The following is a 22,150-nucleotide window of genomic DNA, read 5'->3' as shown; positions in this document are numbered from 1 at the left end:
CGCTAGCACTGCAAAAGAGGGGTACTACCGGAGGTGGCCCAATGTTTGAAACCGTCTTATTTCCGCTTGATCACAGCCGAGAAGCAGTGGAAGCGGCGACCAAAGCCCTGGACTTGGCACGCAGTCACAACAGCAGGCTGATCCTGTTGTCCGTGGTTCAGTCCGAGCGCCCCGAGATGCATGACCATGCAGTGGTGGCAACGTTATTGGCCGAAACTCAAGCCCGTTTTGAGCAGGTCGGGGTGTCCTGTGAGGTGGTGGAGCGTGAGGGGATGCCAGCGTTTGTGATTTGCGACGTGGCAGACGAGTTGAATGTGGATGTGATTGTGATGGGCACCCGCGGCGTGAATCTTGAAGCCGAGAGCGGCAGCACGGCAGCGCGGGTGATTCAGCTCGCGCCTTGTCCAGTTTTGGTGGTGCCGTGAAAACACCTCCGATTCAGTGGTATCCAGGGCACATTGCTAAGGCGGAACAGCAGCTCAAGCGAAACCTCGACAAGGTGGATTTGGTGATTGAGGTGCGTGATGCCCGCATCCCTCTTGCCACCGGACACCCCCATCTCGACCGTTGGTTGAAAGGGAAGCAGCATTTGCTGGTGATCAATCGACGCGACATGGTCACGACTGCGGCATGGGAGGCCTGGGATCAGTGGTTCAAGGCGCAGGGGCAGCGCACGGTTTGGTGTGATGCCAAGGCCGGTACTGGAGTGAAGCTGGTGCAGCAGGCAGCAATTCGGGCTGGAAATCAGCTCAATGAGAGGCGGAAGACTCGGGGGATGCGCCCGCGGGCGGTGCGCGCCCTCACCCTCGGCTTTCCCAATGTGGGCAAGTCGGCCTTGATCAATCGGCTGGTCAAGAAAAAGGTGGTAGCGAGTGCCCGCCGGGCCGGTGTGACGCGCACCTTGCGCTGGGTGCGGCTTGGTCAGGACTTGGATTTGCTCGATGCCCCTGGCGTCTTGCCACCTCGTTTGGATGATCAACGGGCGGCGTTGCATCTCGCCCTCTGTGATGACATCGGCCAAGCGGCCTACGACGGCGAGTTGGTGGCCCAGGCGTTCTTGAGAATCTTGATTGATGCGCAAGGACGGGAGGCTTCCGGGGTTGTGCTGTCGGTTTTGGAGCAGCGTTATGGAACCCCAGTGGCTGGGCTTACGGCTGATCCAGCGTTTTGGCTGGAGGCAACGGCCGAACGCCATACCTCTGGGGATACGGCACGAATGGCACAGCGTTTGCTGGATGATTTTCGACGTTCGTTGTTGGGGGCGATCGCTCTGGAATTACCGGATCAGGGGGAGTCTTGAGCGTTCAAGGCCAAGGGTTTGTGCGCCCCCCTTTGCCTGAGGAAGTGTTTACGGATGGGTTTGGAGAGGGGGAAGGAGAACTTGTCACCCTCACCTATCCCAAGCCCCTTCCGATGCGGCTGGATCGCTGGCTGGTGAGTCAGCGGTCTGAGCAAAGCCGGTCTCGAATTCAAAAGTTTATTGATGCCGGATACGTGCGCGTGAATGGCAAGACGGGGAAGGCGAAAACACCGCTACGCGAGGGAGATCAGGTGCAGCTCTGGATGCCACCGCCAGAACCGCTGCCATACCTCAAGCCCGAGCCGATGGATCTCGATGTGCTCTTTGAAGACGAGCACTTGATTGTGATCAACAAGCCAGCCGGGTTGACCGTGCACCCGGCCCCTGGAAATAAAGATGGAACCCTGGTGAATGGTCTCCTGCATCACTGCCAGGACTTACCTGGAATCAGCGGCAAATTACGGCCTGGTGTGGTCCATCGCCTCGATAAAGACACGACGGGCTGCATCGTGGTGGCGAAATCTCAGGAGGCGTTGGTGCGTCTGCAGGCGCAGATCCAACAACGGATTGCCTCACGCGAGTACCTGGCTGTGGTGCATGGGGTGCCGCAAGGAGAGTCGGGAACGATCCTTGGCGCGATCGGACGTCATCCTGTGGATCGCAAAAAATATGCGGTGGTGAGTGATGAAAGCGGTCGCTACGCGCGCACGCACTGGACCCTCCAAGAGCGACTCGGCGATTACTCGTTGTTGCGCTTCAAGCTCGATACGGGACGCACGCACCAGATCCGCGTGCATTGCGCCCACATCAATCACCCCGTGGTGGGAGATATCACCTACAGCCGTTGCAGGAAACTGCCGGTGGAGCTTCCTGGGCAAGCCCTGCATGCCTTTCAGTTGGGCCTCGATCATCCGATTACGAAAGAGCGGATGTTGTTTGAAGCCCCAACGCCTCCTGTGATGGAGAAACTGTTGAACGTGCTGCGGAAAAGGAGTGCTTAGAGGAGCGCTAGCTCTGTGCCAGGGGCCATCAGCAGTTCGGATGTGAGAGACGAATCCCCGCTGAGGTCCTCTCCGCTCAACGCATTGAAACCCACAGTCATGGCTTGACCAGCAGCGAGTGATTGCGCCCAATCAGCACCTGTGAGCTCGTAGCGGTAAAGGCCGTCTCCAAGATCTTGCGTGGAGATATCAACCCCCCAGGATTCCCCGTAAAACTGATGAGCGCTGATGAAACTCACCCCCCAGTCGTCTAATGATTGATCGCTTTGATTGGTCACGTTCATCGAGGCGGTGAAGCCACCCTCCCAAAGATCTCCACTCACCTGAACCTCCAGGGGGGCGCCAGTGAGGGGATCGAATTGCACGGTTTCGGGATCAGATCGTGAGGCGCTCGGGGAAGGCTCTGAAGCAGTTGAGTCAAGCGATGTTGCGGCTCCAGAAAGATTTTCTAGGTTCTCTGAGAGTGGATCTTCTAGCGCAACAATTCCTTGGTAATAGTTGATCACTGTGTTGTCACTCACATCGAGAGCAGGCCATTGGGGCCAGTCAAAGGTGTCATTCATAAAGGGTTCATTCTGATCCCACCCCAAGACTGTTAAATGATGAATATCGTGGGCAATCGCTACGCCTTCGATGTCACGAAAGCCGTGGGTGCGTCCATGCATCCAGCCGCCATAGTGCGGTTCCATTTTGAGGGTATTGATGAAATGTTCTTCGAGTTGATTGGTTGTTAGATAGTTGGCAAACCCTTCATGGCCAAACTCCTCAATCATCTGCATGACGTCGCCACTGCTGCCTAAGCGGGCCGTGCGTTGAATGTCGGCCAGAATTTGCGGGTCGTAGGACGCATCGGAGATCCAGCCCACCTTGGCTCCCTGCATGGCAAACCACAGCCCAACCCCTTGCAGATCGTTGCCCCCGGGCTGGCTGTTATTGGTGAGCCCATTTTCAAAAGCCCAGGAGCCAACAGTTTCGATGCTGGCTGGGGCTAACCCGGCGAAATCTCTGAGACCGTTGTAGGCGAGCAGTGCTTCGGTGGTGATGGCTGTTCGTCCTCCCACAAGTTCGTTCTGCTCGGAGTTGTGATTGGAGCCATGAAACGATCCCCAGGTGTTGATGTCTGTGAAGCCACCGCCGCTTCCACTCACGGTGGTGGGCTGCATGGTGTGGCCTTGGTGCATCCCGTCATCCCCCATGCCCTGTTGCGTCACCATTGGCTCAGCCGTCGTGTTTGAACTCTCAGCGCTCTCTTCACTTGCTTGAGACATCACGGCTTCCCCGCTGTCTGAGGCGAAGAGCATGGCCGCCGAAAGCTCGCCCTCATTGCCTAGCTCAGTGCCTTGGGTGCCATTGAATCCAACGGTGACCGACTCTCCTGCCGGAATTCGTTCTCCCCAGTCTTCTCCGGTCAGGGTGTAGCGCGTTAGCCCGTTGTCGAGCAGAACTGCACTGATCTCGGCCCCCCAAGGAGCTGTGTTGAGGAGGTGGGGGCTGTCAAAGCTGTAGCTCCAGCTCGAAAGGTCTTGTGTGGATGTGTTGGTAAGCGTTATTTCGGCTGTGAAGCCTCCCCACCAGCGCTCACCGCTGATGGAGGCTCGCAGGGAATTTGTGGATGTCATGGTTCTCGATATGGGGGAACGATGTCATCTGAGCTCTGAATTCCAACCAAGTTCTTACTCCAAAAGCAGAACCTGTGTCTGAATGTTTTCAGGGCAGAGATGGGTGGCTGTGGCTTCCCCATTTCCGTCCCATTCGAGCCGAATGACCATCCTTCAAATGGATGGTTTGCTCAACAGTGATTTGGGTTAAGGAAGCAAACCCAGATGGAATGCCGTTGAGACGGCGCTGGTGCGATTGGAGACTTCTAGCCGACGCATCACTTCGCTGAGGTGATCGCGAACGGTATTCGGCGTGATGTTGAGTCGCTCACCAATGTCGCGATTGCTGAGCCCTTCCGCCATTCAGCGCAAAATTTCGTGCTGTCGTTCCGAGAGCGGCTGGACATCAGCGGGGTGGACGGACGGCTTGAGGTCTTGAAGTCTTGGATCCAGGTAGGTCTTGCCGCCTTGAACGGCCTCAAGCGCTTCGATCAGTGCTCCCGTGCGCTCTTGGAGGCTGGTCTCATCAATGCAGGCATCCGCATGCAATTGGCGTGCCAACCGTTGGGCGCTCACGCTTTTTTTGGTTGAGCACCACGATGCAGCGATGACCAGGATTCAAACGTTTGATCTCTCGGAGGAGATCGAGTCCTGATCCATTATTCAGTTGCTCAGAGATCAACACCAGATGCGGTGACTGGGCCTGCTTCAGAACGCTCAGGGTCTCGTGTCTTGCGGAGAAAATGTCTGCTTTTAGGGCTGTCCATCCCGATCACCTTCGCCAGTTCCTGGAACATGAAGGCGAAGGGGTACATGCACACCACAACATCGGTGTAATGGATTAACGCCTTAATGCGTAAGACCCTCTTGGCATCGCTGAGAGGGCGCTGGCTGTTGCTCATGGGCTGCTGGTTGGCAGTAGCGGACAGGCTTCTACCAATGTGCGGGTAATGGCCGCTTCTGGGTGGCGAAGCAACTGATCTCCAGGACCTTCTTCCACAACCTGCCCTCGATCCAGCACGATCACCCGATGGCAGAAGCCACTCGCCACTGATAGGTCATGGGTGACGAAAATCATCGCCAGACCTAGGTCTTGCTGCAAACGTCTCAGCAATGAGAGCACTTCAGCTTGGATCTCCGCATCGAGCATGCTCACGCTTTCGTCGCAGATCAGCACCTGCGGGCGCAGCGCCAAGGCGCGAGCGATGGCGACGCGTTGTTGCTGTCCACCAGAGAGTTGCTTCGGTAGTCGGTTTTGAAAATGATCCGCTGGTGACAATCCCACAAGCTCCAGAAGCTCCCGTGCCCGTTCTCGAGCTGCTGCCCGAGAGGCGAGACCATGGATCAGCAGAGGGTCTGCGATGGCGTCGGCGACGCTGAGGGCTGGATTTAGGCAGGCCAGCGGGTCTTGAAACACCATCTGAATGGTGCGTCTTGCTTGTCGTTCAGCGCTGCCGCGCAGTTGGAGCAGGTTTTGTGTTTGCAGCCAAACGTCGCCTCCCCGAATCGGGGTGAGCCCCATCAAGGCGCGACAAAGAGTGCTTTTCCCGCAGCCAGAGCCGCCCACTACGCCCAGCGATTCACCGGATTGCAAGCTGAAGCTCACGCCATCCACCGCTTTTAGCCAGTTGGGAGACCAGGGAGCTCCTCCGAGGTTGTGCCAGCAGCGCAATCCTTCCACTCGCAGGACGGCTGTGCCGTCAGGTGTTTCCGGCGTATCGCCTCCTTCTCTGGCCCTGGCCGCTTTGACGAGCCGCTTGCCGATGTCGGATCGGGGATGGGTGAGCACTTGAGCGCTGCTGTTTTGTTCCACAAGACGGCCCCCATCCAGCACCGCCATGTCTTCACACCAGCGGTTGGCCATGGCCAAGTCATGGGTGATGAGCAGGAGGGCGCTTCCCAGCTCTTCGCAGAGACCGCGCAGCACCGCCATCACCTGCCCTGCTACCGCAACATCAAGGCTGGTGGTTGGCTCGTCGGCGATGACCAGCGGTGGCGCGAGGGCAATGGCCAGCGCGATCGCTAAGCGCTGGCGCATGCCACCACTGAATTCATGGGGATAGGCCCGAAAGCGCTCGCCCCCGATGCCCACCTGTTCCAGCAGGCTTTCAGCACGGTCTTTCCGCTCTTGATACCCCATCGCTGGCCGGTGAGCGGCGAAGGTATCGAGGAGGTGGCCACCCACGGTCATCAGTGGATTGAGCCGAGTCATCGGGTCTTGAAACACCAGGCCTACCGCTTCCCCGCGCAGGGCGCGTAGGGCAGGTCGGCTCAGACGGCGTGGATCTTGACCATTGAGTAAAAGGTCTCCTTCGCAGCAGCTCCCTGGAGGTAAGAGCTGCAAGGCGGCTCGCGCCACGGTGCTTTTCCCGCATCCAGATGGCCCAACAAGTGCCAAGCGATCTCCTGATTTCAAGCTGAGATCCAATCCATCCAGCGTCCAGGACTCACTTCCTGGGTAGCGCAGACGCAACTGATTCAGCGTCAGAACCGTTCCTGGCGCGTTGGGCATGAAAGAAAGCAAGAAGCCTCATGCCTACATACCATGGATGCACCCGCCGGGTTGGATGCTCAAGGCAACCTCTGCACCCGATCCCTCCCAGACCCAGTCTGGATCAACTCCTGCGGCCTGCGGTTTGACGGCATTACGCGAACGTCCGCTTCGCTCGCCTGATGGCTACGGCATCGAGCTTCCCGAGTGGCTGCAGCAATGTTTGATTCACGTTCCTCCTGGAATCGGACACAGTTGTCCGACCGATCCAGAGGCCCTATTAGCGGCTGCTTTTGATTTTGCGTTTCAGCTGCATGAGGGGCAGTTCCGCGCCAGTGGTGACCCTTACATCGTGCATCCGGTGGCCGTGGCGGACCTGCTGCGGGATATCGGGGCGAGCGCCAGCGTGATTGCAGCGGGTTTCCTCCACGATGTGGTGGAAGACACCGACGTGACACCAGATCAGCTCGAAAGCCATTTCGGACCTGAGGTGCGTGAGTTGGTCGAAGGCGTCACCAAGTTGGGAGGCCTTCATTTCACCAATCGCACGGAGGCCCAAGCAGAGAATCTGCGCAAGATGTTTCTGGCGATGGCCAGTGATATTCGTGTGGTGTTGGTGAAGCTGGCGGACCGTCTGCACAACATGCGCACGATCGGGGCGCTCAAAGAAGAGAAGCGACAGCGCATCGCCAGGGAAACGCGTGAGATCTACGCGCCGCTTGCCAATCGCTTGGGGATTGGTCGCTTCAAATGGGAACTCGAAGATCTCTCGTTCAAGTTGCTGGAGCCCGAGGCCTTCCGGGAAATGCAGCAGGAGGTCTCAACCAAGCGCAGCGAGCGCGAAGAGCGCCTCTCCGTCACGGTTCAGTTGCTTTGTGATCGTTTGGCTGCTGTTGGTCTCAACAGCTGTGAGGTGAGTGGTCGCCCGAAACATCTCTATGGCATCTGGACCAAGATGCAGCGCCAGCAGAAAGAGTTTCACGAGATCTACGACGTGGCTGCGTTGCGGATCCTTACGCCGAATGTGGAGAGCTGTTATCGCGCTTTGGCCGTTGTCCATGACACCTTTAGGCCGATCCCTGGCCGGTTCAAGGACTACATCGGGCTGCCTAAGCCCAATGGCTATCAATCCCTTCACACCGCTGTCATCGGACGCCATCGTCCGATCGAGGTGCAGATTCGCACCTGGGAGATGCATCAGGTCTCGGAGTTCGGCATTGCCGCGCACTGGAAATACAAAGAGGGTGGATCCCCCGCAACCGGTGGTGATACGGAGCGTTTCAACTGGCTGCGTCAGCTTGTGGATTGGCAGCAGGAGGGAGGCGCCGATGATCACAACGACTACCTGGCTTCGATCAAGGAAGATTTATTTGATGAAGAGGTGTTTGTGTTCACGCCTAAGGGCGATGTAGTGGGACTTCGTAAGGGCTCAACTGCGGTTGATTTTGCCTTTCGCATTCACTCTGAGGTAGGAAATCATTGCCATGGCGTGAGGATTAATGATCGGCTTTTGCCCTTGTCAACTCCGCTTCAAAATGGTGACTTCATTGATATTCTCACCACAAAAAATGCCCATCCAAGTTTGGATTGGCTCAATTTTGTAGCCACTCCAACGGCACGAAATCGCATTCGGCAGTGGTACAAACGCAGCCATCGTGATGAGACGATCGATCGCGGTAAAGAGCTGCTTGAACGCGAGCTTGGTCGTAGTGGTTTTGATGCTCTGCTTGGTAGTGAAGCGATGCTCAGGGTGGCTGAGCGCTGCAACTTACAAACCACGGAAGATCTGCTTGCTGGCCTTGGGTTCGGTGCTTTAACGCTGCATCAGGTGCTCAATCGTCTGCGCGAAGAAATTCGTCTGCAAACGGCTGCGGTGGAGGCACCTCTTAGCAATGAGGATGTTGCCAAGCAACTGGTCAAGCAGTCCGAGCAAGCGCTCCATCGTGAACTTACGTCTGCAGGAACGGCGCCCATCCTTGGTGTTGAAGGCTTGGATCATCGCCTTGGTGGATGTTGTAGTCCGCTTCCAGGAGAACCGATCTTGGGTGCTGTGGCGCTTGGTAATCACGGCATCACCATCCATCGTCAAGACTGCGCCAATCTGGAAGCGATCCCGACGGAACGTCGCTTGCCTGTGCGATGGAATCCATCGCTGCAAGAAGCCGGGTCTCGATTCCCTGCTCACCTGCGCATTGAGGTGATTGATCGCGTTGGAATTTTGAAAGACATCCTGATGCGCTTGTCCGATGGTTCGATCAATGTCAGTGATGCACAGGTGAGAACGGCCTATGGCAAGCCGGCCCGGATCGATTTGATGGTGGAACTGGGAAGTGCAGTGCAGTTGCAGCGCACCATGGACCAGATCCGCTCGATGGCCGATGTGATCGACATCGCGCGTACTGGTCAGAGTTGAGCAATCCGCTTTTGGCCTTGCCATTCGAACCCTCAATTGAGGGTTTGGGTGGGGCTTACTGGGATGTGGTGGAGGCTGCAGTGTTTCCTCGCACTCAGCTGCGCTTTCGCAATGACGCATTGCTGCGTCAACTGGGGGTGGAGCCAGATGGTGTGTCGGATCAAGACTTCGAGGGAGCCTATGGCCGTTTTGAAGAGCGCGTTCCTCTGCTTGCTCTCCGGTATCACGGCTACCAGTTTGGTACTTACAACCCCCAGCTTGGCGATGGCCGCGGCTTCCTCTACGGCCAGCTGCGTGATCGAACCGGCCAGCTGCAAGACCTTGGCAGCAAGGGGAGTGGCACCACGCCTTGGAGTCGTGGTGGGGATGGACGCCTCACCTTGAAAGGAGGGGTGCGCGAACTGATCGCCTCCGAGGCGTTGCAGCGTCTTGGTGTGACCACGAGCCGTACGTTGTCGTTGATCGAAACCGGTGAGGAGCTTTGGCGGAGTGATGAACCATCGCCGACGCGAAGTGCGGTAATGGTTCGGATGGCACGCACCCATCTGCGTTTCGGGAGCTGTGAACGGCTGCTGTATTTGCGTGATCCCCAAGGGTTGGAGCGCTTGCTGCGCCATGTGGTGGCTGTGTATTACCCCGATGTTGCGGTAGCCCATCCAGCGCCTGATGGAGATCGCCTGGCCCTGGAGCATCAGCTGCTCGCGTTTTATGGGGAGCTGGTGGAGCGGGTGGCTCGCTTGGCAGCTGAGTGGATGGCAGCAGGTTTTGTGCATGGCGTGCTCAACACCGACAACATGTCTCTCGCGGGTGAAAGCTTTGACTACGGACCGTTTGCTTTCTTAGAACGTTGGGATCCGAGCTTCACGGCGGCTTATTTCGATCACACCGGCCTGTACTCCTATGGGCGTCAGCCAGCCATCTGTCGAAAGAATTTGCAGCTTCTCCAAAACCCGTTGGCAATGTTGCTGCCTCGGCCGCCGATGGAACAGTCGCTTGAGCGCTATGCAAGCACTTATCAAAATCACTATCGCTTCTGCCTGTTGAGGCGATTGGGATTGACGCCTAATCCTGATCTGGACAGTGATGAGCGCTTGGTGAGCGCAACGCTGGAGTTAATCGCGAGCTGGCCCGTGGGCTATGGAGATTTTTTTGCGGGTCTGGCTTCGCTTGTTCAATCCGCTGGCCTACCCCAGGAACCTGACGGCTTGCCTGTTGTGTTGCCCGATTGTTCGGCACCTGCCAGGGAGCTGTGGCAAAACTGGCGTGACGCCTGGTGGTGGCAAACCCAGGCCAGAGCAGCGTCTGGTTCTGAGCCGGTCGCCTCAGTTTCTGAGCGGTTGAGGCGCTGGAACTTGAGCCAGACGCCTACTCGGCCTTTGATCGAATCGCTTTGGAAGCCCATCGATCAAGACGACGATTGGCGGCCGCTTCAAGGATGGCTTATCTCCGACTGCGCTTTCGATGACGAGGGTTGATGCTGCCGGCTCTTTGGGGCTGGAGGCAGCGAAGGGTGAGCCACCAGCTCAAGGCGCCAAACACAGCTCCGGTTATGCCTGAGCCAAGCAAGAGACGGCTCATCACATCCCACCCCGCCGCGGCGAGCAGCTCTTGATTGAGAGTGTTGAGCCCTGGCCAGCCAGCGCCTTCACCGATGAGCAGTGCTCCTAAGCGGTAGTTGAACCAAAACAGCGGCACGTAGGTGAATGGGTTGCTGATCCAGGTGCCTGCGGCGGCGAGCAAATGGTTGCCGCGCACCACGCTGGCCAAGCCAATTCCCAGCAGGGTCTGGAATCCAAAGAAGGGAAAGCAGCCGCAAAACACGCCTGCTGCCAGTCCTCGGGCGCGTTGGCCAGGGGTTCCCTCCTGCTGCCAGATCCATTGCAGCCATCGGTTCAAGCGTCGCTGCAAGTTGTTCCGCAACCGCTTCATCGAAACTGCTTGCCGCCGGTGCGGCTGAGGAAGCTTCGGGATCGTAGGAAGGAGTGCGTGATGGCGGCAGGGATCGGGGAATGTCTGGGAATGGGCCAGATCAGGCGCTTTCGATCGCTGCGATCGCTACTGCTGTGGCGCCTGGGCAGGGTGGCATCGCCGTGATTCGGTTGTCGGGTCCGAGTGCTGTGCGCGCTGTTGCAGGGATCACGGTGATTCCTGGTCAACAGGAGTGGGAGAGCCACCGGGTTCTGTATGGACATGTTGTGGCTGCCGGCGGTGTGGAACGGCTCGATGAGGTGCTGGTGCTGGTGATGTTGGCGCCGCGAAGTTTCACCGGCGAAGACGTTGTGGAGATTCATTGTCACGGCGGGGTGATCGCTGTGCAGCAGGTCTTGGCCCGCGTCTTGGAGCAACCGGGCGTGCGTCGGGCCCTGCCCGGTGAGTTCAGCCAACGCGCGGTGCTGAATGGCCGTCTTGATCTCACCCGGGCGGAAGCGATTGGTGATCTGGTGGGAGCGCGCAGCCAGCGGGCAGCGCAGCTGGCGATGGCTGGTCTCGATGGCGGGATCCAAAAAAAAATGGTGGTCTTGCGCGAGCGCTTGCTTGATCAGCTCAGTGAGTTGGAGGCCCGCGTGGACTTTGAAGAGGATCTGCCTCCCTTGAAGGGTGAGGCGCTCTTGCAGGAGCTGCAAGCAGTTCGCCTGGAGTTGCTCACGCTCGTGGCCGATGGCGAGCGGGGATCGGTTGTGCGCCATGGATTGAGGGTGGCGCTTGTGGGCCGGCCCAACGTTGGCAAAAGCTCCTTGCTCAACCTGTTGAGTCGCCGGGAGCGGGCGATCGTGACCGACTTGCCAGGCACCACAAGAGATGTGCTGGAAAGTGAGATCGTGCTGGACGGCGTCCCGATCACCCTGCTGGACACCGCAGGGATCAGGGCCACCAGTGATGCAGTGGAGCAGCTGGGGATTGCGCGCAGCCGCGACGCCCTGGCGAGTGCTGATCTGGTGCTGCTGTTGTTTGATCTCGCCCAGGGGTGGTCGGAGGAGGATCAGGCCTTGTTTGCCCTGATCCCTGAGGGAGTTCCCTGCCTACGGGTCGGCAATAAAGCAGACCTTCTTCTTAATGCTGATTCCGTTGATGGGCCTGTTTCCTCGTCGGTTGCCGTATCGGTTGCCGATGTACGCCTTAGCGCGGTCACGGGAGATGGGGAACAGGCTCTGGTGCGTGGCGTCCTGGAGCGTTGTGGTGCCTTGAGCGAGCAGCCCCTGCTCTTGGCTTTAAATCAGCGTCAGTCCGATCTGGCGTCGACTGCGGCTGAGGCCCTGGCCCGCAGTGAGCAGGTGGCGGCCGATGGCCTTCCTTGGGATTTTTGGACGATTGACTTGCGTCAGGCGATTCGCAGCCTGGGTGAGATCACCGGTGAGCAACTCACGGAGTCGGTGTTGGATCGGATCTTTTCTCGCTTCTGCATCGGCAAGTGATCAGTTCCCTTGTTGCTGTTTGGGTAAGCGTCGGGCCATCAACACCAACACGGTGATCCCCGCATAGGCGATGGCCCAGGGCTGACCGGTTCCCCAACCCAGATTCACAACGGTGTCTCCCGTTGCAAATTGCCAGGCGTGAATCACGCCAAACCAAGCGAGGACCGCTGCTACTCCACTGCAGGTTGCAGCGGCGAGGAATCGACCTTCAATCGCAAACACGAGCAAGGCCGCCAGCAGCATGGCGGTGATGATTTGTCCCTGTTCCAGGGCAAAGGCACCTGCTGCCCAGACATCTCCGCTGGCGAGCTGCTGCACCACTTGTTGGTTGAAGGGGCGCTCTGGGGTGCCGAGTCCGCCGGCGCGTAAACCGGCTTTCAGCAATTGGGCGCCCCAGCCAGCCAAACCAGGAAGCAATCCGAGCACTACTGCGGGGGCGTGGCGCGAGGGTGTGGCTTGAAACGCTTGCGCGGTCATCGCGATGCCGAGATAAAGCACGATCGCCATGCCGGCATCGATCGGGATCAAGAGCGCCAGCAACTCGAATAAACCAAAGAAGCAGGCTGCAGACATCACGACCCCGTTCAGCCAGGAATAACCCGAGCGGGCCCCCATGTCTTTGAAGCCTGAATGGCCGATGTAAATCGTGGTGGGGAAGCAGGAGCCGAGCGCTGCAGCTGCGAGTGTCCCTACACCGTCGATCAGCAGGCAGGTGCGTGTGGCATAGCGATCACCCGCGGCTTCCGCACTCTCGAGGTTTTGCAGGGACCCAATCACATTGAAAAGTCCCATCGGAATGATCACCCCGAGCCAGGGCAAGAGGTCTGCTCGGTTCTCCCAAAGAATCTGCAGCTGAAGGGTCGGTGGATGCCAGCGGATGGTGCTGATGCTGTCCTGCCAGGCGTCTGGACTGGGAGCGATTAAACCGCTACTCCAGGCGAGAACCATGCCCAGAATCACGGCCATCAGGCCTGTGGGTAGAGGCCAGCGCACCTTGGCGTAATAGCCGAGAACGATCACAGCCAAGCTCGTCAGGCCAACCAGTGGGTGGGCATAGGTCCGCAGCAGGAATCCCAGCGCGATGTAGCCGAGGGCAATCCCGGCAAGGGTGGAGAGCAGGGCGGCTCGTGGGAGCCAGCGTCGTAAACGGTCGGCACTGAAGGCTCCGACCATTTCGATCAGACCCGATCCCATGCAGGCCACCATCCCCGCATGCCAAGAGCGGCTGATGGCTTCGGCCTCTGTCATCCCGCCATTCAGTGCTGCCAGCTTCACGGGCAGCATCACCAGAAAGATGTAGGCAAACAAGCTGACCGTATTGATGCCATAGGGCATCGCGGTGCAGTCATCCCGGTGCTCGTTGGCTGCGAGTTGTCTTGCCAAGCGGGTATAAGCCACATTCCCAACCAAAAGACTCACCCCAGCCGCAGGCAGGATCTGTCCGAACAGCAGTGCCTGCGGATAGCCAAGAACACTTCGGCAGAGGCTGATGATCAGCAAGATTTGGATCAGGTTGTTGAGCCCAAGGGCCAGAAATCCATCCAGGTCTCCTGGCCGCCATGGACCGATGAGTCGCTGTACTTGGAGGTGCATGCTCAGCTGTGACTGGAGTCATCATGGGATGTCTTCCACATCACTTCTGCTGTCCGAATAAGGCTCTGGAGATCACTGACGACTTTCCAGGCAGTTGGCGGAGTGACCTCCAGAGAGCCTGGGCTGAGGTGATATCAGTGCCTTCGCATTGCAAGGAGTGGAAGGAGACGCTCATTCGCAGCACCTTGATTGGTGAACTGGAATGCATCAGTTACAAAAAAAGATGGATAGCACTAGATATCAAAGGAGTGCGCTTTAGGATTGATTGATCATTAGGGTTGGAACTCTGAAAATCAAGATGATGCATTTTCCAGGCTGATCGTTCAATTCAAAGCAAGCGAAGCATGAGTTAATATTTCTTTTTGGCAAGCCTGCAAGGGGCAAATCATAAGTTGAGATTGATAGTTTTCTGTCCCTTCGGCTCAGGATTAGCAAAATTTGTACATGCTTTGGCGCTTGATAATGCGAGAACCGCTCAGAGTTAAATGGCCGAAGGTTGGGGCCTTCTTGTTAAGGCAAAGGGTGTTGGTTGTAGTGAGGTTTAATAGGTGATGGCCTCCGGCAAAGTTTAGTGATTTGGGCTTAGATAAGAGGAGATGATCCTAGTTGTCCATCGCTATTGATATCTCCCCAGATTTGTTCGATTTGTGCAAAGTCATCTTTTGAAAGGATTGATCCTGTGAGAAGAGTGGCAGAGGAATCGAGATTCCAGAGTGCGTATTGATTGGAAGCTGTGTTTTCCCAATAGAGATCAAAGCCGTTAGAGCCATCGGCGTCTGGAGTAGCAGCAAGTCCCACCCATCCAGCGCCGGGGTTTGAATCAGAGGTAAAGCCGCCTGCGAACTGAATATGGAGCGGAGCATTGTCACCATTTTGAATGGCATAGCCTAGTTGTGTGCGGCCAAAGCTGACTGCATCATTCAGTTCAGGATTAACGAGGCTATCTGTGATGGTGAAAGAAGGAGTAAAGGTTACTCCTGTTATTCCATCTTGATCAAGATCAGACTGGAGGCGAGTCTCTTGAGCGAGGAATTGTGCTTTTGAAAGGATTGATCCTGTGAGAAGAGTGGCAGAGGAATCGAGATTCCAGAGTGCGTATTGATTGGAAGCTTTGTTTTCCCAATAGAGATCAAAGCCGTTAGAGCCATCGGCGTCTGTAGTAGCAGCAAGTCCCACCCATCCAGCGCCAGGGTTTGAATCAGAGGTAAAGCCGCCTGCGAACTGAATATGGAGCGGAGCATTGTCACCATTTTGAATGGCATAGCCTAGTTGTGTGCGGCCAAAGCTGACTGCATCATTCAGTTCAGGATTAACGAGGCTATCTGTGATGGTGAAAGAAGGAGTAAAGGTTACTCCTGTTATTCCATCTTGATCAAGATCAGACTGGAGGCGAGTCTCTTGAGCGAGGAATTGTGCTTTTGAAAGGATTGATCCTGTGAGAAGAGTGGCAGAGGAATCGAGATTCCAGAGTGCGTATTGATTGGAAGCTTTGTTTTCCCAATAGAGATCAAAGCCGTTAGAGCCATCGGCGTCTGTAGTAGCAGCAAGTCCCACCCATCCAGCGCCAGGGTTTGAGTGAGAGGCAACTCCTCCCGTGTAAGTGATTTGCTTAAGTGTTTCATTCGATTGGATCACATAGCCAAAGGTATTTTGGCTGAGTCTTGTGTCTTGAACGACTACTTGTCCTTCTTGTAGGCCTGCTGTGAGATTTGATGCCGTAAATGTTTGTTGTAACCTCTCTCCACTGATAATGGAGTCGGCAATTAGTGTGATTTGTACTGGTTCTGGTGTGTAGTCTAACGACGTTAGGGTGATGTCTCCGTCAATGTTGATGCTGGCTTCCAATGCTGACGGGTTGGAGCTGGTGACGCTGAATTCAAGGAGCTGATCTTCGCTGCTTAGTAAGTTGACGTCTAAAATTCTGATAAAGTCTGCAGGCTTTACAAGTTGATCCGTATCTACTTGATATAGGGGGAGGTCATCGAAGCTGGGGTAGTTGAAATAATCTGGTCGCGTGATGAAGGTGGGTTGACTTGTTAAAAAGTCAACAACGAATTCACTGTCGCCGAGGAGTTGTCCAAAGCTCGTGAATCCTCCGTTTTGATTGTCAAGATTCTGACTATTATCTGCGAGGTTGAAGAAAAACTGACTCGTCGCACTATTGGGATCGCCTGCGATTTTAGCCATCGCAATAGTCCCCTTTACGTTTGAATTGCCGGGTTCGTTAATTACGGGTGGGTTTTTGGGAATAGCCTGAGGTATGCCTCCAGGCTGGTCTGCTTGGGCTGTTGGAGTTGTAAAGCCGCCCCCTTGTAAAACGAAGCCCGGAATACTCCTGTGGAAGATTGTATTGTCATAGAGGTCCTGATCAACGTAATCAAGAAAGTTGTCTATCGTATTGGGTGTGGTAACTGTTGCCGTACTTGCATTATCAAAAAGTTCAACGAATAAAGGAGCAGAGCTAGCTGTTCTTCCTGGGCCATTGACATCAAAACGGATGATGGAGCCAAAAATTGCGGAAAAATCAAATAGACCTGCGGTAGAGATGATTCTCGTCTCAGAATCTAAACTGACATCTTCTAGGAATATCGAGGTGACGAGTGCCATGATGTTCTAAGGGGAGTCTCCGCTGCCAGCTCAATCACTGGCCTTCACTACGAGTGTGAGCCCAGGCTTTTGTCTTTTTTTTTTTTTGTGGAATGTGGCCCTATCTGCACAGTCTCTGCGTAATTGGTACAATGCCTGTTGGTGCGTAATCATTTTTCTCGCTCGTTGAGTTGAGTTGATTTGTTCAGCATATGAAGCTGAAATATTGGTTTGTAATGCTATTAATTGCTTGCGCTTAAGTAATCCTGCGGTCTGGTTCTGGTCATGATTCTAATTGGCCTTAATTGAGCATTGGGTAGCAATGACCATTGGCGGTCAGGCGTTGCAATTGATTGGTTTGGCTAAGGACTTGACTGACATTATTGGCTCGATTCTTTCGCCTTGAATGTTCATAGTCTTGTATCTTGCACTGCCCTGTTGATCTCGAAGGGTTTTGTGGTTGGGGCGCCTTGGCAGAGATGTTGTAATACCTGCGTGCTCAACAACTCGTGCAGATCTGGCATCAAAACAGAACGGCATCAAAGACCAGCTGTTCTAGTCAAGCAAGATGCGTCGCTGCTCAGTTGGTGCTGAGATTCGGGTCACGCTTTGTGATCAATAGAGGTACGCGATCTCTCTTTTTGAATGATTGGTGCCCGAAACAAGTTGATGCGTGCTGGCTAATTACGGCAGGACCGGCCTGCAGCTTCACTTACGTTGTCAACCACCAGGAAGCCTCCTGCGATGCTCGCTCGGTCTTAATTGTCATGCCTTACCTCCAGGCTGGAATCCCTGCTTGAAAAACCTTTTGGTGTACAGAACTTAAACTCTGGAAGCGGTATGCCCCTTTTAATCTGTCTTTTTCAGTCTGCTTTCGGCTCCATGGCTAAGCATCTTGTTGGGCTGAAGCAGATTGGAGTCAAGGCTGTTGGGACAGAGAGTCGAAGTTCATCATGGAAGTAGTCACTGTTTGATGAGCCTTGGCACGAGCAAATCTCTCGATCACACCACGGCTTCGGCGGCAGTTAGGGGAGTGGTTGCAGGAGGATCTCGGCCGCGGAGATCTCACGACTCCCGCCGTGCGGGGGCGAGAGGCGGAGGCCCATTGGCGGGCCAAAGCAGATGGGGTGTTCTGTGGCGGTGTGTTGATGGAGCCTTTGCTCAGAGAGTTGCTGGGGCCTTCTACACAAGAGATTGAATTGCGCCTGCTTGTGCCGGATGGCACACCCATCGAGGCTGGACAGCGACTGTTGGAGCTCAGGGGGCCGGCGGAACAGTTGGTGGCGATGGAGCGAACGGCCCTGAATTTGGCGATGCGGCTGTCGGGGATTGCCACGGCAACGGCCGCTTTTGTGGCCCAGTTAGAAGGCAGTGGTGTGGCCTTAGCCGATACGCGTAAAACAACCCCAGGCCTGAGGGTGCTGGAGAAATACGCCGTCCGTTGTGGTGGGGGGATCAATCACCGCATGGGCTTGGATGATGCGGCGATGCTCAAGGAAAACCACCTGGCTTGGGCGGGTGGGGTCGAGGCGGCGATCGCAGCGGTACGAACTGATGCACCCTGGCCAGCCAGGGTGATTGTGGAGGCGGAAACTGAGTTGGAGGCGATCGCGGCCGTAAAGGCCGGAGCCGATGGGGTGCTGCTGGATGAATTCAGCCCGGAGGAGCTGGTGGCGTTGGTGCCGAGACTGCGAGACCAAGCGAGCCGCCGCAGGGGTGCTGCACCGGTGGTGCTGGAGGCCTCTGGGATCCAGCCGGCTGCGCTTGTCGCCTATGCGGCCACCGGGATCGATCTGATCTCCACGAGTGCGCCGATGACACGTAGCTCCTGGCTGGATCTGAGCATGCGCTTTAGTTCCCCAGGGTGATGACCATGGGTTGCACTTCGATGAGGTGATGGAGAGAAAGAGGTCTGTCTCAAGTTGGCATGACCTATTTTTTTGATCGCTTGGAGCTCCCGCTGGGGTGGAGGGATTTCCAGGTCAAGCAAAGATATTGTTTCGAAATCTGCGCTGCCAAGTTAGTTCTTGGCTGTTTTGTGGTTTTCAAGTTTATTGATTAAAGATGCCAGTGCAACACCAATGAAAAGTCCGCAAGCATTGGCCAGAAAATCCATCCACTCTCCATAGCGATTCACAAGGGGCTGGATCAGTTCGATGAGGCCGCTGTAGAGGGCAAAACCGAGGATGATGATGGGCCATTGTCTTGGTTTGCGTAGTGCGGTTGGAAAGGCAAGTGCTGCGTAGGCAATAAAATGATGCGTTTTGTCCGACCCTGGGGCTTCGGGAAGGTTGTCGAGCGGAGACAAAGAAAAAGTCGTTATTACTAGCATGATTAAGATGCTTAAGCTGCGCCAATAGCGTTTAGTGATGGCTGCTAATTGCGTCATATTGATCTAGTTTTATATTTTAACTTTTTGAGTGTCTTTTGACCCTTTGCTCTTGGTTTGAGGTTGGGAAAAGTGATAGCCATGTGAACTTATTGCCGGTTGGAGAACACCAGGATTTTGGCCTTCTTGCCCTTTTTCCCTTCGCTTGAAATCACGAGTTCTCCAGATGGCATCAATGCAATTCCTTCGGGCTGGATGAATTGATTTTCATTCAATCTCCAGGCTCCTTTGCAATAGCCATCTAGTTCATAGCACGCAATCATTTTTACTCCTTTAGACCCAATGATGTAGAGAACATCGGATTGAGGGTGGATCACAATGCCGGAAGGGTTGAATGTTTCTTCTGAGTTAGGAAGAAAGTCTTGGCTATCGATTGTGAGAACCGGTGAATGATCTATCTGCATGAATTGGAGGCTAAAGGCGTAGATACCTCGCGTTCGATCTTTATTCTTGATCGATCCTTTGCAGGCGATTAACAGGCGATTCCTTTTAACGTCATGGCATAAGCCTTCCGGGTCTTGATCTTTGTGCAGGTCAAGGTCATAACGTTCATAGTGAGCATTTTCACAGGTAAAGTCAGTTACTTTGTATATTGCTGGGTGATTTCCTGCTTTCAGAAGGTAAGCAGTATTTCCAGCAATAGTAATGTCTTCTGAATCTCCAGCTTCATGTTTGTTGTGCTCTATAACTCTTTCAGAGGTTAAATTAAATGTGTGGATCTGTACGGCCTCGTCTTGTACGAAAGCTAGGGAATCATTGGTTTCTAGAGGTGATATCCCGGAAATCTCTTTGTATTGATTTGGCAATGAATAGCTTTTTATTGGGCTTCTCAAGTCGTAAGGGAAGTGGGTGGTGCTTGTCTCATTGATGCTTTTCATTGATTGATGCTATCGAATGTGTTGTGAAGGGCTGGAGTTTGTTGTGAGAATTTAAAATTGCGATTGGTGGTTTGCTAGCTTTCCTGGCCAGCTTGTTTGTGTGGAGATCAGCTTCTTTCTCTCGCTAATATCCTTCGCCTGATCCTCAGTTGTTTTCAGGGTTTGGTCGGTAGAGATGTTATTCTGATTGATGAGATTTTCTGGCGTAAAGCTTATATTGATCTTATGAAGTCATTTCTCTGCTTTTGAAGATCTACTTAGTGCATCTTCATGATTCGGGCCTTTTTGGTTTGGACTTGTCTGTATGAAATCAACCTACTTGTATTGCTTCATGCTAATCAGGTTGATGTCTTCAATGGTTTCGTCCTGGAGGTCTCTTGTAATCTGGATTGCATGTATTGAAAAGCCCCTCAAGGGTGAGGGGCTAAGTGCTAAAGCGCAATGCCTGAAGCATTTGGTCATTAAATGTTGGCAATATAGAGAATGCTGTTGCTGTCATCAGATGTGAACATTTGGGTCTCTACATCGACGCCTCCAATGCTAATGGTTTGTTCCTCGTAGGTAAATCCGAAGTTGTCCGTTGCGAAGCCCTCCATCGCTTCAATGCTTTCAAAGATCATGCCGTCAAATTCAATTTTATCTGTAGCACCAAAGTCCCAAATTACACCTTGACTATCATCGCTAATGCAGAATTTATCTTTTCCAAGTCCGCCAGTTAAAATATCAGCCGTGCTGAGGCTGTCGCCTTTTGCAGTTAGGGTGTCGTCGCCATCGCCACCAGCAATATAAGCTCGGCGACTGGAGCTTCCAGTTATAGAATCATCGCCGCTACTGCCAAGATAAATAGCCTCTTTTTCTCCGCCAAGGTTATTATCAAAATTGAGGCCACCAACGGTTGTGCTGTAGGTTCTTTCCTCAGCATTGCCATTTTTTGTATTTGAGCTATCGAAGGCGAGGGTGATTTCCGTTGAATAGCCATCCGTTTCATTTCCCTGGCGTTGACTATCAATTCCTTCAGCATTCCGGAAGTAGTTACCTTCCATTAATTGCAAATCGTAGTATGCCATTGTTGTTTCAAGCTCACTACCATCTTGAACCCGTAGAACGCCTTGATTACCATTGGCATTTACATTGATCCATCCTTTTTCAGTGTTTTTGATGCTTGCGTCACCATGCATGACGAGTAGATTTCCTTCCTCTGTTTGGCGCATGCTGTTAATGTCGCCGCGCACTTGAGTGTTGTCTAATCTGATTGAGTTTGAGAAACTTGCAGCGCTGTTGTCGACTTCAATGTTGTAGACGTCAATATGATCGTGGTAGCCTTCAGGTGTTAACTTACCGTAATAAGTGTCTCCATGCTCTCCGTCGAGACTAAGTCCACCATCTTTGATTGAATATTGACGTGCGGCGAGTATTTTTGTTCCGTTTTCAAAATAGGTAAATCCTTCATAGCCGTTGTTCTCGCCTTGCTTATTTCCCCATTTTTTCGTAAAGCCCTCAAGATTCCTCGAGCCGTTTAAATCAAAAGAGCTAATCGTAGGATTAGTTGGTGATTCACCAAGGGTAGGAAAGGCATAGTTCTGAAGTTCTAGCAGGCTTAATGTGTATACCCTTGCATCAGTTCCTTTGCATCCTTCATCGAGGAGAGCCAATGTGTCCCCACTAAGGCTTAGATCTTCAAATCCGATCCCCTCAATGTTGTAGTTCACTATCCTTCCATCTGGGTGGGTAATGGTGAGATCACCTTCGTCCCCAACTGTGATGCGGAAGCCGTCAACAATGAGAACACCGCTGGTCTCACCCTTGGTTCCGGCTGTGGTGATTGATGTCATGATTCAGTTCCTGTGTGTGTTGGAAGTGGTCTTTAGAGGCAAATGACAACAACGATTGCTGCAGTCACCAACTGTGTGGCGATGTTTCCGAAGGTGGTTTGGAAGTCAGTCATGGAAGGTATCTCCTGGACCTTTTCAAGATCGCAGTTGTATGGGTGAGAGTTGCTAAGTGGATGTGGTGATGTGCTGAATGGGATCTGGTGAAGATGTGGTGAAGGCTTCTTTTTGGCCTGATTGATTGAGAGAAGCTAGATGAGAACTGGATTTGGAGTCATCAAGGGAGCCGTTCCTTTTGGGTGGTTGAGCCGTTTGAATTCAGCTATTGCTGTGAGTGGTTGGCATCTCTTTGGCAATAGCATTGAGATCTTGGCTGTCTAGGACGTAGGTGCTGACAGTTTCTGAGTAGGGGTTAAAGACATCAACGACGGTTGTATTTGGACCGGTTTGGACCTGACCAACAATTTGTCCGGCAACGAGAGCGGCTGCGAAAAGAATGGATGTCATGGCTATAGATGAAATAGAAGGAGTGGAGGTGTTTGTTGTGGATGGGAGTGATCCCTCCAACTCCTTCAAGATCGCAGCTGTATGGGTGAGAGTTGCTAAGTGGATGTGGGGTTGTGCTGAATGGGATCTGGTGAAGACATGGTGAGGTAACA

The 22,150-nt window shown here is 54.2% G+C and carries 20 protein-coding genes; 8 read left to right on the top strand and 12 right to left on the bottom strand.

Annotated features, from left to right (window positions below; translation table 11 throughout):
* Positions 1 to 41: 41 nt before the first annotated feature.
* Genes SynSYN20_RS13350 through SynSYN20_RS13340 form a run of 3 tightly spaced genes read left to right on the top strand, consistent with a single transcriptional unit; the run spans position 42 to position 2,301 of the window.
* Positions 42 to 425, top strand: a complete 384-nt coding sequence (locus SynSYN20_RS13350; RefSeq protein WP_186524062.1) for a universal stress protein — start codon at positions 42 to 44, stop codon at positions 423 to 425.
* Positions 422 to 1,300, top strand: coding sequence for a ribosome biogenesis GTPase YlqF (gene ylqF / locus SynSYN20_RS13345; RefSeq protein ID WP_186525661.1), 879 nt, complete (start codon positions 422 to 424; stop codon positions 1,298 to 1,300). The genes SynSYN20_RS13350 and ylqF overlap by 4 nt, the downstream gene beginning before the upstream one ends.
* A complete protein-coding gene (locus SynSYN20_RS13340; RefSeq protein ID WP_186524061.1) occupies positions 1,297 to 2,301 on the top strand; it encodes an RluA family pseudouridine synthase in 1,005 nt (334 codons plus the stop codon). The genes ylqF and SynSYN20_RS13340 overlap by 4 nt, the downstream gene beginning before the upstream one ends.
* Here the strand turns inward: SynSYN20_RS13340 and SynSYN20_RS13335 are convergent.
* From SynSYN20_RS13335 to SynSYN20_RS13315, 5 genes are all read right to left on the bottom strand, one after another.
* A complete protein-coding gene (locus tag SynSYN20_RS13335) occupies positions 2,298 to 3,920 on the bottom strand; it encodes a cellulose binding domain-containing protein (RefSeq protein WP_186524060.1) in 1,623 nt (540 codons plus the stop codon). The genes SynSYN20_RS13340 and SynSYN20_RS13335 overlap by 4 nt on opposite strands.
* Before the next feature lie 186 nt (positions 3,921 to 4,106).
* Positions 4,107 to 4,262 carry a response regulator transcription factor gene (locus SynSYN20_RS13330; RefSeq protein WP_186524059.1) on the bottom strand — a complete coding sequence of 52 codons (156 nt, stop codon included), beginning with the start codon at positions 4,260 to 4,262 and terminating at the stop codon, positions 4,107 to 4,109.
* Complete coding sequence (locus SynSYN20_RS13325; RefSeq protein ID WP_186524058.1) at positions 4,263 to 4,475, bottom strand: response regulator transcription factor; 213 nt, start codon at positions 4,473 to 4,475, stop codon at positions 4,263 to 4,265.
* A gap of 95 nt (positions 4,476 to 4,570) precedes the next feature.
* Positions 4,571 to 4,801 (bottom strand): hypothetical protein, encoded by a 231-nt coding sequence (locus SynSYN20_RS13320; RefSeq protein WP_186524057.1) that lies wholly within the window; start codon positions 4,799 to 4,801, stop codon positions 4,571 to 4,573.
* Entirely contained in the window at positions 4,798 to 6,411 is a 1,614-nt protein-coding gene (locus SynSYN20_RS13315; protein WP_186524056.1) for an ABC transporter ATP-binding protein, read from the bottom strand. The genes SynSYN20_RS13320 and SynSYN20_RS13315 overlap by 4 nt, the downstream gene beginning before the upstream one ends.
* Positions 6,412 to 6,466: 55 nt before the next feature.
* On the opposite strand from SynSYN20_RS13315, the gene SynSYN20_RS13310 reads away from it, so the two are divergent.
* Both SynSYN20_RS13310 and SynSYN20_RS13305 read left to right on the top strand, forming a co-directional pair.
* A complete protein-coding gene (locus SynSYN20_RS13310; protein ID WP_186524055.1) occupies positions 6,467 to 8,803 on the top strand; it encodes a bifunctional (p)ppGpp synthetase/guanosine-3',5'-bis(diphosphate) 3'-pyrophosphohydrolase in 2,337 nt (778 codons plus the stop codon).
* Positions 8,800 to 10,278: a YdiU family protein gene (locus SynSYN20_RS13305; protein WP_186524054.1), complete on the top strand. Its 1,479-nt coding sequence runs from the start codon at positions 8,800 to 8,802 to the stop codon at positions 10,276 to 10,278. The genes SynSYN20_RS13310 and SynSYN20_RS13305 overlap by 4 nt, the downstream gene beginning before the upstream one ends.
* On the opposite strand, the gene SynSYN20_RS13300 is transcribed toward SynSYN20_RS13305, so the two are convergent.
* Positions 10,244 to 10,732 (bottom strand): DUF2062 domain-containing protein, encoded by a 489-nt coding sequence (locus tag SynSYN20_RS13300; RefSeq protein ID WP_186524053.1) that lies wholly within the window; start codon positions 10,730 to 10,732, stop codon positions 10,244 to 10,246. The genes SynSYN20_RS13305 and SynSYN20_RS13300 overlap by 35 nt on opposite strands.
* Before the next feature lie 80 nt (positions 10,733 to 10,812).
* Between SynSYN20_RS13300 and mnmE the strand changes: the two genes are divergently transcribed.
* The gene (gene mnmE, locus SynSYN20_RS13295; RefSeq protein WP_186525660.1) at positions 10,813 to 12,216 is read left to right on the top strand and encodes a tRNA uridine-5-carboxymethylaminomethyl(34) synthesis GTPase MnmE; all 1,404 of its coding nucleotides are present in this window, start codon (positions 10,813 to 10,815) and stop codon (positions 12,214 to 12,216) included.
* On the opposite strand, the gene SynSYN20_RS13290 is transcribed toward mnmE, so the two are convergent.
* Together SynSYN20_RS13290 and SynSYN20_RS13285 are read right to left on the bottom strand one after the other, a co-directional pair.
* The gene (locus SynSYN20_RS13290) at positions 12,217 to 13,809 is read right to left on the bottom strand and encodes an NCS2 family permease (RefSeq protein WP_186524052.1); all 1,593 of its coding nucleotides are present in this window, start codon (positions 13,807 to 13,809) and stop codon (positions 12,217 to 12,219) included.
* A gap of 582 nt (positions 13,810 to 14,391) precedes the next feature.
* A complete protein-coding gene (locus tag SynSYN20_RS13285) occupies positions 14,392 to 16,416 on the bottom strand; it encodes a peptidylprolyl isomerase (RefSeq protein WP_186524051.1) in 2,025 nt (674 codons plus the stop codon).
* A gap of 959 nt (positions 16,417 to 17,375) precedes the next feature.
* On the opposite strand from SynSYN20_RS13285, the gene nadC reads away from it, so the two are divergent.
* Positions 17,376 to 18,263, top strand: coding sequence for a carboxylating nicotinate-nucleotide diphosphorylase (gene nadC / locus SynSYN20_RS13280; protein ID WP_186524050.1), 888 nt, complete (start codon positions 17,376 to 17,378; stop codon positions 18,261 to 18,263).
* 152 nt (positions 18,264 to 18,415) lie between these two features.
* Here the strand turns inward: nadC and SynSYN20_RS13275 are convergent, their stop codons facing one another.
* The 4 genes from SynSYN20_RS13275 to SynSYN20_RS13260 form a co-directional block, all read right to left on the bottom strand.
* Positions 18,416 to 18,784 (bottom strand): VanZ family protein, encoded by a 369-nt coding sequence (locus SynSYN20_RS13275; protein WP_186524049.1) that lies wholly within the window; start codon positions 18,782 to 18,784, stop codon positions 18,416 to 18,418.
* A gap of 89 nt (positions 18,785 to 18,873) precedes the next feature.
* Positions 18,874 to 19,662, bottom strand: coding sequence for an SdiA-regulated domain-containing protein (locus SynSYN20_RS13270; RefSeq protein WP_186524048.1), 789 nt, complete (start codon positions 19,660 to 19,662; stop codon positions 18,874 to 18,876).
* 461 nt (positions 19,663 to 20,123) lie between these two features.
* The gene (locus SynSYN20_RS13265; protein ID WP_186524047.1) at positions 20,124 to 21,494 is read right to left on the bottom strand and encodes a hypothetical protein; all 1,371 of its coding nucleotides are present in this window, start codon (positions 21,492 to 21,494) and stop codon (positions 20,124 to 20,126) included.
* A 315-nt stretch (positions 21,495 to 21,809) separates the two neighbouring features.
* Positions 21,810 to 21,998: a hypothetical protein gene (locus SynSYN20_RS13260; protein ID WP_186524046.1), complete on the bottom strand. Its 189-nt coding sequence runs from the start codon at positions 21,996 to 21,998 to the stop codon at positions 21,810 to 21,812.
* Between SynSYN20_RS13260 and SynSYN20_RS13255 the strand changes: the two genes are divergently transcribed.
* Complete coding sequence (locus SynSYN20_RS13255) at positions 21,997 to 22,143, top strand: hypothetical protein (RefSeq protein WP_186524045.1); 147 nt, start codon at positions 21,997 to 21,999, stop codon at positions 22,141 to 22,143. The two genes, SynSYN20_RS13260 and SynSYN20_RS13255, sit on opposite strands and share 2 nt — an antisense overlap.
* The last annotated feature ends 7 nt before the right edge of the window (positions 22,144 to 22,150 follow it).

This window comes from Synechococcus sp. SYN20 (assembly GCF_014279555.1).
Taxonomy (GTDB): domain Bacteria; phylum Cyanobacteriota; class Cyanobacteriia; order PCC-6307; family Cyanobiaceae; genus Synechococcus_C.
This window is presented reverse-complemented; position numbering and strand designations above follow the sequence as displayed.